The sequence below is a fragment of the uncultured Bacteroides sp. genome, assembly GCF_947632445.1.
Lineage (GTDB): Bacteria > Bacteroidota > Bacteroidia > Bacteroidales > Bacteroidaceae > Bacteroides.
In genome coordinates, this window is sequence record NZ_CANRPM010000010.1 from 1 (window position 1) to 14,346 (window position 14,346).

The 14,346-nt window shown below is 49.8% G+C and carries 10 protein-coding genes; 4 read left to right on the forward strand and 6 right to left on the reverse strand.

The window, feature by feature from the left end; all coding sequences use genetic code 11:
• A partial coding sequence (locus Q0Z70_RS03495) for a tetratricopeptide repeat protein (RefSeq protein WP_298072694.1) occupies nucleotides 1-1,212 on the forward strand: 1,212 nt, incomplete at its 5' end.
• A gap of 50 nt (nucleotides 1,213-1,262) precedes the next feature.
• Here the strand turns inward: Q0Z70_RS03495 and buk are convergent.
• Nucleotides 1,263-2,345: a butyrate kinase gene (gene buk / locus Q0Z70_RS03500; protein WP_298072696.1), complete on the reverse strand. Its 1,083-nt coding sequence runs from the start codon at nucleotides 2,343-2,345 to the stop codon at nucleotides 1,263-1,265.
• A 182-nt stretch (nucleotides 2,346-2,527) separates the two neighbouring features.
• Nucleotides 2,528-3,454 (reverse strand): phosphate acyltransferase, encoded by a 927-nt coding sequence (locus tag Q0Z70_RS03505; RefSeq protein ID WP_298072698.1) that lies wholly within the window; start codon nucleotides 3,452-3,454, stop codon nucleotides 2,528-2,530.
• 320 nt (nucleotides 3,455-3,774) lie between these two features.
• Here Q0Z70_RS03505 and Q0Z70_RS03510 point away from each other — a divergent pair, with 320 nt between their 5' ends.
• From Q0Z70_RS03510 to Q0Z70_RS03520, 3 genes are read left to right on the forward strand one after another with little or no spacing between them, the layout of a single operon-like run.
• The gene (locus Q0Z70_RS03510; RefSeq protein ID WP_298072700.1) at nucleotides 3,775-4,704 is read left to right on the forward strand and encodes an LD-carboxypeptidase; all 930 of its coding nucleotides are present in this window, start codon (nucleotides 3,775-3,777) and stop codon (nucleotides 4,702-4,704) included.
• A gap of 56 nt (nucleotides 4,705-4,760) precedes the next feature.
• Entirely contained in the window at nucleotides 4,761-5,768 is a 1,008-nt protein-coding gene (locus tag Q0Z70_RS03515) for a M28 family peptidase (RefSeq protein WP_298072702.1), read from the forward strand.
• Nucleotides 5,769-5,787: 19 nt separating this feature from the next.
• Nucleotides 5,788-6,210 carry a SufE family protein gene (locus Q0Z70_RS03520; protein WP_298072704.1) on the forward strand — a complete coding sequence of 141 codons (423 nt, stop codon included), beginning with the start codon at nucleotides 5,788-5,790 and terminating at the stop codon, nucleotides 6,208-6,210.
• A gap of 68 nt (nucleotides 6,211-6,278) precedes the next feature.
• On the opposite strand, the gene Q0Z70_RS03525 is transcribed toward Q0Z70_RS03520, so the two are convergent.
• The 4 genes from Q0Z70_RS03525 to Q0Z70_RS03540 form a co-directional block, all read right to left on the reverse strand.
• Complete coding sequence (locus Q0Z70_RS03525) at nucleotides 6,279-10,571, reverse strand: two-component regulator propeller domain-containing protein (RefSeq protein WP_298072706.1); 4,293 nt, start codon at nucleotides 10,569-10,571, stop codon at nucleotides 6,279-6,281.
• Nucleotides 10,572-10,660: 89 nt separating this feature from the next.
• A complete protein-coding gene (gene rhaM, locus Q0Z70_RS03530; RefSeq protein ID WP_298072708.1) occupies nucleotides 10,661-10,975 on the reverse strand; it encodes an L-rhamnose mutarotase in 315 nt (104 codons plus the stop codon).
• 34 nt (nucleotides 10,976-11,009) lie between these two features.
• Nucleotides 11,010-12,419 (reverse strand): glycoside hydrolase family 88 protein, encoded by a 1,410-nt coding sequence (locus tag Q0Z70_RS03535; protein WP_298072710.1) that lies wholly within the window; start codon nucleotides 12,417-12,419, stop codon nucleotides 11,010-11,012.
• Nucleotides 12,420-12,445: 26 nt separating this feature from the next.
• Nucleotides 12,446-14,341, reverse strand: coding sequence for a rhamnogalacturonan lyase (locus Q0Z70_RS03540; protein ID WP_298072713.1), 1,896 nt, complete (start codon nucleotides 14,339-14,341; stop codon nucleotides 12,446-12,448).
• Between the last annotated feature and the right edge of the window lie 5 nt (nucleotides 14,342-14,346).

Below are 14,346 nucleotides of genomic sequence, written 5' to 3' on the forward strand. Positions count from 1 at the left end.
GCCATTCTTCATGTACCGAGTCAGTCGGATATTCGGTTAGCCCTGCCACGGAACTACGCCGCTGCTCCGAAAAATATCGGTTTATTACTTTGTTTCATTTTCCTCTTTGGAACCGGATGCACACAAGATGCGCAACGGTATGTCAACAAAGGATTGGAATATTACAATGCCGGAAATTACACACAGGCAGTGTATTGGTTTCGCAAAGCCGCAGAGCAAGGAGACGCCCAAGCACAATGTAGTTTAGGGATATTTTATGATAATGGTGAAGGTGTAACAAAAGATGATGAACAGGCGGTGTATTGGTACCGAAAAGCCGCAGAGCAAGGATACGCCCCAGCACAATATAATTTAGGGCATTGTTATTACCAGGGTGAAGGTGTAACAAAAGACTTTGCACAGGCAGTGTATTGGTACCAAAAAGCCGCAAAGCAAGGATATGCCCCAGCACAATGCAATTTAGGGGTTTGCTATGAGAAGGGGCAAGGTGTAACAAAAGACATTACACAGGCGGTGCATTGGCTCCGTAAAGCCGCAGAGCAAGAAGACGCCCAAGCACAATGTAATTTAGGGACATGTTATAAGAAGGGTGAAGGCGTGACACAAGACGATGAACAGGCGGTTTATTGGCTCCGCAAAGCCGCAGAACAAGGATTAGCCGAAGCACAATTTAAATTAGCGGTATGTTTTTATAGTGGTGAAGGTGTAACAAAAAACTTTGCACAGGCGGTGTATTGGTACCGTCAAGCCGCAGAGCAAGGACATGCCCAAGCACAATTTTATTTAGGAATATATTATGAGAAGGGGCAAGGTGTACCAAAAGACTTTGCACAAGCAATTTATTGGTACCGCAAAGCCGCAGAGCAAGGATTAGCCGAAGCACAATTTAATTTAGGGAATTGTTATTACAATGGTGAAGGTGTAACAAAAGACGATGCACAGGCAGTTTATTGGTACCACAAAGCCGCAGAGCAAGGATTAGCCGAAGCACGATATAATTTGGGGGTTTGTTATGCGAATGGTCAAGGGGTAACAAAAGACGATGCACAGGCGGCTTATTGGTTCCGCAAAGCCGCAGAACAAGGATATGCCGACGCACAAATTAAATTAGGGCTTTGTTATTACAAGGGTCAAGGCGTAACACAAGACGATGAACAGGCGCTTTATTGGTTACGCAAAGCCGAAGAGCAGAAGGATGCCGAAGCACAATAAAAAATTCCAAAGAAACAGACGGTTTCTTTGAAAAGGGACTCGAATGCACGTTACTGATACACCTGCACCGTCAGTTCGCCCCGCAACGCACCCAACGCATTCAGCGCCAGGGCTTCCAGTTCATCTTCGCCGGGGTAGACGCGGACGGGCGCCAGGAAAGAGATGCGCTCTCTCAGGCGGGAGATAATGTAGTCCGAATGGGCGATACCGCCCGTCAGCAGGATCGCATCCACCTGCCCATAGAGTACGACTGCCGCTGCGCCCACACTCTTGGCTATCTGATAAATCATGGCGTCTAACACCAACCGGGCATGCTCGTCACCTTCCTCAATGCGCTTCACCACAGCCTGTACGTCCGTAGTGCCCAAGTGCGCCGCCAAGCCCGCACGGCCCGAAATGCGCTTCTTCAGTTCGCTCTGCGACCATTTGCCGGAGAAGCAGAGGTCGATAAGATCGCCCGCCGGCAAGGTACCGGCCCGCTCGGACGAAAAAGGGCCTTCGCCGTCGAGGGCATTGTTCACATCCACACAGCGTCCCTTGCGGTGGGCGGCCACAGAAATGCCGCCACCCAGATGACAGACAATCAGGTTCAGGTCTTCGTAACGCACGGGCCTGTCGGGTTGTTCCGCCGTCCGCTCGGCGGCATAGCGGCGGGCAATGGCACGCTGGTTCAGGGCATGCCAGATGGTGATGCGGGGCATAAGGGGCGATCCCGTCACACGTGCCACTTCGTCCAGTTCGTCCACCACACCGGGGTCGGCGATGAATGCCCGGCAGCCGGGCAGGTCGTGGGCCAGTTCGGAGGCTATCAGGCAGCCTAAGTTGCAGGCATGAGTGCGCATGGTGTGCATACAGTCGTTCAGCATCACATCGTTTACCTCGTAAACACCACCGGGAATGGGCTTCAGCAAGCCGCCCCGCCCGATAATGGCATCGAAGACAAAGGGGATGCCCTCGTGCTCCAGTTCGGCAAGCACCAAGTTCTTGCGGAACTCAAACTGGTCGATGACTCGCGGGAAGCGCACCAGCTCTTCGACAGAGTGGCGCAGCGTCTTAACAAAAACAGGCTTTTCGTCCTCGAAAACGGCCATCTTAGTCGAGGTGGAGCCGGGATTGATGACTAATATCTTCATGAAATATGGTGAATGATTGACAACTTCCTCCTATGATTCAGGCACATCGGGAGTTGGAAATCGCTTCTGAGGTTTAAACGTTGGCTATTCAGTTAATTATCTCATTCTTTTATATTGCAGTCTCCTTGAACAAGCAGCCTGTCAGAAGAACAATGCCGCTTGTTTTCCAATACGGATTTGCATTATCCGCCAATATCCTGCCCGTCGCTCGTAAGGCACGCCATGGCGATGCTGTAATACTTGGACAGGCCGCTGTCGCTTCGCGAAGGCAGCACCACAGGACAGACGGGGCCTTGCAGCAATCCCGCCATGTCGGCATGCGAAAAGAGGGAGACCGCCTTGTAGAAGACGTTGCCCGACTCGATATTGGGGAAAATAAGCACATCGGCCTCGCCGTCGATGGGAGAGACGATGCCCTTGATGCCGCCACTGGTCTTCTCGCACGAGGTCTTCACGTCCAGCGGGCCGTCGATGATGACGTCGCCGAACTCGCCCGCTTCGGCCAGCTCGATGATATTCACATAGTCCAGCGAATGGGGGAACTTGGCGCTGACCTTCTCCGTGCAGTGTATCAGGGCGATGCGGGGCTGCTCGATACCGAAACGACGACAGGTGCGGATGGCGTACCAGATCATTTCAATGCGCTGTTGCAGCGTGGGCTGCGGAATGACGGCGGCGTCCGAGAAGAACAGCAACTTGTCGTAAGCCGGTATCTGCATCACGGCCAGGTGGGTCAGCACCCTGCCCTTAGGCAAGAGGCCGCGTTCCTTGTCGAGAATGGCGTGAAGCAGGTTGTCGGTGTTGATGATGCCCTTCATCAGAATGTCGGCCTCTCCCGCACGCACGATGCGTACTGCCTCGCGGGCCGCCTCATCGGGATCTTCGATGTGGATGGTGCGGATGTAATCGGGGTATCGCTTCAGCGAAGGATATTTCTCAAGGATGGCCGAATCGCCTATCATCAGAAACTCGGCAATGCCTTCTTCCAAGGCTCTTGCGATAGCATACTCGGTGTTGGGATCGTTGGCACAGACTACGGCAATACGCTTCCTGCAGTTCAGCTTCTTCAGGTGTTCCGTCAGTTGGTCAAAGTTACGTATAGGCTTCATGAACGTTAGATTTTCAGCAAATATCCGAAAAAATGTCGAGAAATACAGCATTCACTCCGTTGTTTTTGCATCCATTCAATAACATTTTGACAACGGAAGGTCTTTTCACTACGGAAAAACGCAACAAGGCGGGCTACAGATACCCGAATGGACACAGATTTTTCTATCAGTGACAGACGATGAAACAGAAACAATCCGCATAATCTGCGGTGAACCATAAAACAGGAGGCGGTGTTCCGCCATGCAAAATAAACGAGCTTATTTTGTATTGCTCTCACCTTTCACTATTTTTGCAGCGACATAGATTAAGATGGACGTATATGGACAAACTGATTATTCCTCCTTACCTGCACGAAAGCGACAAAGTCGTCATCCTGTCGCCTTCCGGGAAGATAGACAAGTCATTCCTGAAAGGAGCCGTCGAGCGGCTGACCTCATGGGGACTGCATCCCGTACTATCGCGTCACGCAGGAAGTTCCTACGGCCAGTATGCAGGTACCATCAGCCAACGGCTGGAGGATCTGCAAGCGGCAATGGACGACCTGGACACGCGGGCCATCCTGTGCAGTCGCGGCGGATATGGAGCGGTGCACCTCATAGGCAAGATAGACTTCTGCTGCTTCAGGAAGTCGCCCAAGTGGCTTATCGGTTTCAGCGACATCACCGTTCTGCACAACCTGTGGCAGAAGGAAGGTTTCGCATCACTGCATGCGCCAATGGCACGTCACCTGACTGTAGAGCCTGAAGATGATTTCTCCGCACAAGCCCTGCGCGACATCCTGACCGGAACTATCGTCACACCCGAAGGAAGTTTCAGCTATACCTGCGACACTCACAAGCTGAACCGTCACGGTACGGCCGAAGGTACTCTGCGCGGAGGCAACTTCTCCGTCTTCAACGGCCTGCGCGGCACGCCCTACGACATCCCTGCCGACGGCACCGTACTCTTTATAGAAGATGTGGGCGAACGCCCCCACACCATCGAACGCATGATGTACAACCTGAAACTGGGCGGCATACTGGAACGCCTGTCGGGCCTTATCATCGGCCAGTTCACCGAGTACGAAGAGAAGAAGCAGCTGGGCAAGGATCTCTACGGAGCCTTGGCCGACTTGGTGAAGGAATACGACTACCCCGTCTGCTTCAACTTTCCGGTGGGACACGTCACGATGAACTTGCCGCTCATCAATGGCGCTCCCGTCCGGTTGGATGTTAGTAAAAAAGAAGTACGGCTCACTTTCCAATTATAAACCGACGATTTCCTTATTAAAAAAGTATATTTCATTAGATAAATAAGCCCCTAATTATGAAAAGAAAACAATGCACCTTTGCTTCCCTGCTCCTGCTAATGGTAGTGGCTGCCGTGGCCTGCGGCAACAAGAGCAACGCCTCCAGCCTGAAGGAAGACAAGGACAAGAAAGAAACCGTCAACGTTCCCCCGTTCAATGCCGACAGCGCCTACACCTATGTTCAGGCTCAAGCCGACTTCGGCCCCCGCGTACCCAACACGACAGCCCATCGGGCTTGCGGCGACTACTTAGCCGCCAAACTGGAACAGTTCGGTGCCAAGGTTTACAATGAATATGCCGATCTCGTGGCCTACGACAACACGATCCTGAAGGCACGCAACATCATCGGCGCCTATAATCCCGACAGCCGTCGCCGCGTACTGCTCTTCGCCCACTGGGACAGCCGCCCCTATGCCGACGAAGACCCGGACAAGGCGAAACACAAGACACCCATCCTGGGCGTGAACGACGGAGCCAGCGGCGTGGGTGTGCTGCTCGAAGTGGCCCGCCAACTGCAAAAGCAGGCACCTGCCATCGGTATCGACATCATCTTCTTCGACGCCGAAGACTACGGCACACCTATCTTCTACAAGGGGCCGTACAGGCCCGACACCTGGTGTCTCGGTTCGCAATATTGGGGACGCGTGCCCCATGTGGATAACTACAATGCCCGCTTCGGCATCCTGCTCGACATGGTAGGCGGCAAGAACGCCACTTTCTATCAGGAGCTTTTCTCCAAACGCACGGCAGGCAGGCAGGTAAAAAAGATCTGGGACGCCGCCCACCGTCTGGGCTTCGGTTCCTTCTTCCCCAAAGAGGACGGAACGGAGGTGACGGACGACCATCTCTACGTCTACAACCTGCGCAAGATACCCTGCGTGGACATTATCAACTACGACCCGAAGTGCGACACAGGCTTCGGCGATTTCTGGCACACCACGGGCGACACCATGGACGTGATAGACAAGAACACGCTGATGGCCGTAGGGCAGACGGTGCTGGAGGTAATCTATAACGAGAAATAATTTCAAAAAAACAACAGATATGACAATCAACGAAATACAAGACGAAGTCATCGCCGAATTCAGCGACTTCGACGACTGGATGGACCGCTACCAGCTGCTCATCGACTTGGGCAACGAGCAGCCGCCCCTCGACGAACGCTACAAGACCAACCAGAACCTGATAGAAGGATGCCAAAGTCGCGTGTGGCTGCAGGCCGACGAAGAAGACGGCAAAGTCATCTTCCAGGCCGAGAGCGACGCTCTCATCGTAAAAGGCATTATTGCCCTGCTCATCAAGGTGCTTTCGGGACACACTCCCGACGAAATCCTGGCCGCAGACCTTTACTTCATTCCCCGCATCGGCCTGCAGGAACACCTCTCACCCACCCGCAGCAACGGCCTGCTGGCTATGGTAAAGCAGATGCGCATGTACGCGCTCGCCTTCAAAGCGAAAGAAAGCTGACCGGACAACGGCATATACCGCCCGGACAGACATGCGAAAAGGCCCGGCGGCAGGACGGACAGCGGCGCTCAGGCCTCGTCCGACCCGTCGGAAGACGCGTCTTCAGGCTTTGCCTTCGTGCCTTCACGATAGGCCGAAGGCGAGACGCCGAAATGATGCTTGAAACACTTGCTGAAATAGAACGGGTCGTTGACGCCCACCTTGTAAGATACCTCGGACACGGTATAGTTACTCTCCAGCAGCAGCTCGGCAGCCTTTTTCATGCGCACGATGCGGATGTACTCGTTCGGCGAATAGCCGGTCACGCCACGCACCTTGCGGTAGAAGACTGTACGACCCAAACCCATAATGGAGGCAAACTCGTCGACGGTGAACTGGGTGTTCTCCAGTTGTTGTTCGACAACGGCCTGAAGCCGGTCGGCAAAGGCCTTGTCCTTGTCGGAGGAGCAGATGTTGGGGCGGAGCATGTTGGGAGCGTTGGAGAACTTTTCCTTCAGCTTCTCGCGCTGTTCTATCAGCTTGAAGGCACGCGCCAAGAGCAGTTTGGGACTGAAAGGCTTGGTGATGTAGGCGTCGGCCCCACTCTCCACACCCGCCAAATGGCTCTCGACGGAACTCATGGCGGTAAGCAGGATAATGGGGATATGGCTCGTATTGAAGTCGTCTTTCAGCTTGCGGGTCACTTCAAAGCCTGTCATGCCGGGCATCAGGACGTCGCAGATGATCAGGTCGGCATCGTATTCGCGGGCACGCGCCAGTCCGGCCAAACCGTCGGCCTCGGCCACGACTTCAAAATAACGCCCGATTTCTTCCTTGAGAAACTCGCGCACGTCGTTATCGTCCTCGATGATGAGCACCCGCTTCTTGTTGAGAGGATCCACTTCGGGCAGCTCGACATCGGCCTCCATGCGGGCAGCGGCCACCTGCTCCTGGTGCTTCCGTTCTTCCTCGAGCAGGACATTGTGGGGAATAAGGAAGTCTTTCTCCTCGTAGACAGAGGGGTCTGTAGGCAGGGTCACTGTGAATACAGAGCCTCCTCCCTCGTTCTCGCTGAATTCAATGGTACCCTTATGCACGCAGACCAACTCGTGGCTTAAATGCAGGCCCACTCCCACGCTGCTCCCGGAAAAGCTACTCTGCATGAAGCGCTTGAACAGTTCATTGCGTTTTTCCGGCGGAATGCCGACTCCCGTATCGCGGACGGTAATGACGAGTTTTTTCCGTTCCTCGTCCACATCGACGGTGAAGGTCACTTTTCCTCCGCTGGGAGTGTATTTGAAGGCGTTGGATAGGAGGTTGTAGGTCACTTTATCCAAATGCCGCTTGTCGATAAACATCGTGTAGGACGTACACGAAGGCACGAACTGGAAATCCATATTCTTCGATTCGGCAGCATCACTGAAACTCAGGAATATCTCGTACAGGAAAGTAATGACATCCGTTTCTTCCAACGAGAGGCCCAGCTTGTTGTTCTGCATCTTACGGAATTCAAGCAGCTGGTTAATCAGACGCAGCATGCGCTGAGTACTCTTCTCCATCACCTTGAGCGAATAATTCATCTCTTTGGGAATTTTCTCCATACGCTGTAGCTTCTCCAAAGCACCCTGTATCAGTGTCAACGGTGTGCGGAACTCATGGGAGATATTGGTAAAGAAGACCAGTTTGTACTCCGTCAGCTGCTTCTCCACCTGAATGCGGTTACGCAAGGCGTTGAAATTGCGAACCAACCGGAAAATGACATAGAACATTACGGCAGCCACAAGCACATAGAGGAAGAATGCCCATCCCGTGCGCCAGAACGGCGGAACAACGACTACCTGCAGGACGGCTTCTTTCTTCGCCCAGACACCCTGGCCGTTACACGCCTTTACACGCAGGGTGTAATGCCCCGGATCGAGGTTTTTGTAAGCAGCGAAATTCAGGGACGACAGAGAACTCCACCCTCGGTCGTAATTGTCCAGACGGTAAGTATATTTGATGTCGTTGACCATCGAGTACTCAAACGTAGAGAAGTCTATCACGAACGAATTCTGAAAATATTTCAGTTCAATCTTGTCTGTATAGATCATCGCGCGTTCTAACGGCGAATCCACATCGCCCGGACGCACGGCGATGCCGTTGACGTGCAGATTGGTGAACGACACCATCGGCGGCTCCGGTGTATTATCCACCACAACTTCGGGATCCACAACCACCAGCCCGTAATTCGAACCGAACAGCAGTGTTCCGTCATCGGCCACCGCATAACTGTTCTCGCTGTAGACATTCCCTAAGATATAGGATGAAAAGAAGAAGTTTTCGAACGTATAGCGGTCGGGGTCGAAGCAAGAAAGCCCCAACTCCGTAGCAATCCACAGCTTTCCGTTCCGATCTTCAGCAATGGATTGTACCATGCTGTTCACCAAGCCGTCGCTTACGTCGAAATGAACGAAATCCAGATCTTTATAATTCCCCTCGGGACGGCACATACTGAAACCCTTGCCCGACGTACCCAGCCACATACGTCCTTTGCTGTCGTGCAGCATACATTTGATTTCGTTACTTTGCAAGGCACCGTTGTCTATATTATAAGCTACATAATTCTGAGGATCTTGCAGAAGAGAGTCGGGATGAAAAATAAAGATTCCCGCACTCGAACCAACCCACAAATAGCCATTCGGTTCTTCACAAATGACCCGTATCTGCCTCTGCGAATACGTATCGGTAAAAAAACGTCGAAAATGATATTCCTCCCTTCCTTCGTCCGGTACAGCCAAATTCAATCCTCCGCCAAACGTCCCGATCCACATACGCTCCTTTTGGTCGCGCAGCATCGCAAAAATACTGTTACTGCCCAGCGAAGACGCATCGTCCGAGGTGTTCCTATACCATTTCCCGTCAATAGAAAGGCCATTTCCACGCGTACCTAACCAAAGACTACCATCGGAACCCTCGGCCACAGCATAAACGTTCGAATCATAAAAGTCACGTTTTTCCAATGTTCGCGACACTTGATCGTACACATACAATCCACCCTGGCGCGTACCTAACCAGATGTTTCCGCCTGCCATACGATTAATCATCCTTACGGCATTGGCGCGACCGTCCCATGAATCTTTTTCCGGGAACACCCTGTCAGAGCCTTCACTCAACACCATTATATGGGAAACACCCGCATATTCGGTACTTACCCAGATTCCTCCAGTTCGGTCTTCTATAAGATAGAGAAGATAATTGGATGCTACATGGCTGATAACGCTCATATCGGCAGTAAAGTGCTGCAATACATCCTGCGCCGGATCATAAACAAACAATCCGTTTCCATACGTGGATATCCAGATCAGGTCGCGTGAGTCCCAGACTATATGATAACGTTCTTCGTCTATATAAGTTACCCGATCGGAAGGTATAAGCTGAAAAGACTTGACTGCACGGGTCTGCGCATCAAGATACCAAACCTTTCCGGTATGATTGAATATCCAATAATTACCACGATTATCTTTCTGTACCTGTCCGTTCTGCACATCCAACAACGTATTCTTTCTGAGTTCAAACGTTTTTAAATTGAATACGTAACATCCCTTATTGGTAAATATGACCCAATCATCCTGTATGCGCAGTTCTCCATCAATGTGGATTCCGCTTTCTTGCAGACGAGCTACATACTTGCATTCCTCATCCCCTCTCTTTACGGCAAAACGGCCATCCGCCGACAAAAAGAAAAGATCCCTTCCATCGGAAATAATCTTAGAAGCCTGATGAGAAGGAACTGTCAAAACGGTACGATCCCCGACAACCTGAACCACCCCATTGTCCGTACCAATCCAGATGCCTTCCTGTGCATCCTCATATACATATACCACCCGATCGGAAGGCAGATTATTCTTTTCCGCCTTGAATACGGTAGAGGAAAACTGTCCGTCTGCATAGGTTATTTTTCGGCATCCGTTTCCATTCAGCCAAAGCCAAACATTCCCATTACGGTCTATGATTTTGTCGCTATAGAGTTCCCGATATTCCCCACACCCCGTGAAGTCTACAAAACATTCCCGCTGCAGGTCATAGCAGCTATATACTTCTGCCAACGTCGCTATCCACAAAAATCCGTTCTTGTCTTCTACCAGATCACGGATACGATGATCGCCCAGCGTAATTCCTCCTTCCTGACTCGGCTGGTAAGTCACAAAAGAATTGCCGTCATACCGGCTCAATCCGTTCAGCGTGCCCATCCAGATAAACCCTTTGCTGTCTTGATACATACAGCGAACAGAGTTATTGGAAATGCCATTACTGGTCGTCAGATGTTCCGAACGTATTTCAATATCAGCCGCGACATACAGACTGAATAATACAGATATAAGTAGTAAAAATAGTTTTCTCATACACAAATATGTTCCATAGCGAACAAATGTACAAAAAAAATAGTACATCAGAAAAAACCGATGTACTATTTTTACAATGTGTCACACAATCAATCCATGTGGAACACCTCAGGCAGCGGAATTGTAACAGGGGAATTATCAGGATTGACTTCCATAATATCGGCCATATAGTCCCACCACTTCTGGACAATCGGATTGCCACCCATATCCTGAGATGATTCCTCACCCTTTGTCTTTTGACAAGCAAACAGGATGTTCGTATCTTTATCCCAATAAATAGAATAATCATAAACACCACCGTCCGAAAGCATCTTTTTCAACTCCGGCCAGATTGCTGCATGCCTTTTCTCATACTCTTTCTCGAAACCCGGTTTCAAGAACATCTTAAAAGCTTCACGTTTCATAAAAAATTCTCCTTATCAATATAGATAGTTATCATTATTTATCCCCATCGGTTACATGGAAAATCGGTTCATTCGTCTTTTGTTCTGTCCGATAATATTGCACGGCACTGTCATTCATCTTTGGGTGTTGCTCACCAAGCATTTTAATCATCTCGGCACCGGCCCATATCACAGGGCCATAGCCATGGGCTGCATACACATTGACCGGACGATAATAATAGAATGCCGGATCAAAGGCCATGCCCGTACCGACACAAGTTCCGTCAACCTGCCCCTCTTCATTGATTTGAGTAGATACGGCATGCCAACCGAGTTGGGCTACAGGCCCATAGGCCATCGCGTCAATCCAGCCCTTGTTGATGGCATGTGCGAAACAATATACATAAATGGCTGTAGCCGATGTTTCAAGGTACGAGTCATTGCGATCGAGTAATTGATGCCAAAAGCCTTCCCCGCTCTGACATGCCGCCAATCCGCGGACATGGGCACGGAAAAGCTTCAATAGTTTATCACGCTGAGGATAATCCTCGGGCAATACATCAAGCACTTCACACATTGTCAGCAACGCCCAACCGTTAGCACGTCCCCAGTGGAAAGCCGGATGATCCTGCATACCTTCCACCCATCCATGCCGGAAGAGCTGTTTCTCGGACACCCACATGCGCTCTGCAAATTGGAAAATCTGCCGCAAAGCTTCTGCCATATAACTTTCCTTCTTCTCACTCGCCACATAAGAATAATAAGCTACCGGCGGAATACCCATAAACATATCATCGAGCCACAACGTGTTATGCTGAGGGCGAGTCCGTGCAAACGTTCCATCAGCCAACCGATATTCTTTATTCAAGATAAAGTCCATATAATTTTCTATCAACCCGTCCAGCTTCAGCGAAGGATCTTTCTGCATGGCTTTGATCATAGCCACGCACACAGCTCCGGCATCGTCTAAGGCATGGGGAGTCAGAATTTGTTTCATCTGGGGATCGACATCGCCTTCCTTCTCAAGTACACGACGGAAATGAGGAGCCACTTCGGCAAGAAACGTAAATCGGTCTTTTACGTAATTGAGATAAGCTTGATCACCTGTAGTTTCGGCCGCAGTAAGCATCGCCGAATAGGTTACTCCCCATTCGTAACTGGCCAAACGGAAAGCTCCCCGTTCCAGTTGAGAATTTACATCCAGTTTGTTATAGTCGGTTATTACCTTTCCAGATTTCTTATCTACTACACGTGTAGGGGTATTAACTTCCAGATAGTGCAAGATGCGATCCATATCGGACTTTATGTCTTTTACAGACAATTCGCCATAAGGCACTTTATACTCCGGCTGCAACAGATGTAAGGGAGTATTCGAGTCATTCATTGCATTTTTTTTCTGTGCATAGGCTCCTAAACCTGCCAAGAACAACAGGGTGCCCATCATACTTAATGTTTTCAGATTCATGTCTTAATGGTATTAAATTAATCTTCTTACTTAAACTCATATCCTCTAAACAAACCTTTCCCCAGATCTGTCCCAAAATAGAAGCCGGGCTGTGTAGGCTGATTATAGGCAACATTTTGCGTCGCGATGCTGATACGATAAATAGGATCCTCCAAAAAGGTATGGAAACGATATTGCGTAGGGATGGTTGTCACATACAAACGCAATGCTTTGCTATCCACATCACGCACCAACACTTCTTCACGCCAATCACCAATCAAATCACCTTGTAAACAAGGATTGGATTTGGTACCGTTATTAAAAGCCGCCCCATCAAAATTAATTAAAGGTTTGCATATATTCTCTTCCCAGTCATATTTTAACACAGTATTCTTATCCAATAGTTCACGAAGCAAGTCACCATCCCACCATACAGCCATATTAACTGGCATTGATTTAGGAGTCGATCCGATTACTTCTCCTTGCAGGTTGCGAAGTCCATGCGAATCTGAAGACCACATCTCCAGTCCGATATTACGCGGATCAATATCCATAGCCATACAACGACCGACATCCATCGGGCTTTTTATTTGAAACAGCACTTTTCCCGTAGCTGCATCACGGAAACTTGAACCGTCTTTTTTATTCTCATGGCAATCCCACACTTGAAGTCCTTGCATTGTAGGAGAAAAACACGTCATGTGCATGGCATCGCCATGCCCCATACCTGTCGTATAAAGGCCCTTTCCGTCATTGTCTATTGCACAAGATCCATATACAATCTCATCACATCCATCACCATCCACATCACCTACACGCAGGTTATGATTTCCTTGACCGGCATATCCTTCTCCACCCGGATTATTGCTATCAAATACCCAACGCTGGGTAAGTTCTTTTCCATCCCAGTCAAAAGCAGCCAAGACAGTCCGCGTATAATATCCGCGACACATCACTACACTCGGATGGATTCCATCCAAATAAGCCACACAAGCCAAGAAACGGTCACAACGGTTTGCATAATCATCTCCCCAGTCCTGAACATTTCCACGAGCAGGCACATAATCAACGGTTTTCAACGCTTCACCCGTCAGCCCACTAAAAACCGTCAAATATTCATTACCCTTCAAAATTCGTCCCTGAAGAGTACGGGTATGTTCTTTATCATTAGCAATTCCTGCTTCCCGATAATCAGCATCAGCTTTACCGATCACCTGTCCTTTGCCATCTACCGTTCCATCGGCTGTTTTCATTACGACTTCAGCTTTGCCATCATGATCCAGGTCAAACACCATGAACTGAGTATAATGAGCTCCGGCACGGATATTACGTCCTAAATCAATACGCCACAACTTCTCCCCTGTCAAACGATAACAATCCAACAATACATTTCCTGTATAACCATCATGGGAATTATCACGTGCATTGGAGGGATCCCATTTTAGAATGATTTCATACTGTCCGTCTCCATCAACATCACCAATAGAGGCATCGTTTGCACTATAAGTAAATGTATCGCCTGCCGGTGTCACCCCATCATCAGGCTTATCTAACGGAATCTGCAAATATCCCATAGGAGCATCTGCGGGTAAAATATAAGACTCACACTTACCCTGCTGTTCCTTCCCGTCGACTACAGCCTTTACTGTATAAACTGTCTTTTCGCCCCCTGCATAGAGATCCCTATAGAAAGTCCCTACGTTACTTGGAACTTCCGCTATTTTCTCACCATTCCGATACACATTAAAAGTTGTCTGAACCGGATCAGATGAAAAATAACGCCAGGAAAGGCATACCGCACTCTCGCTTTCACGGATAGCCACAACGCCTCTTCCCAGATCTTCACGTTGAAGTTTGGAATAATCATAATGAGGCTGTGCATACAAAGAAGTCGCCACGCTAAAGGCAACCACTGCATTTAATAAGTTCTTAATCTGTCCCATCTATT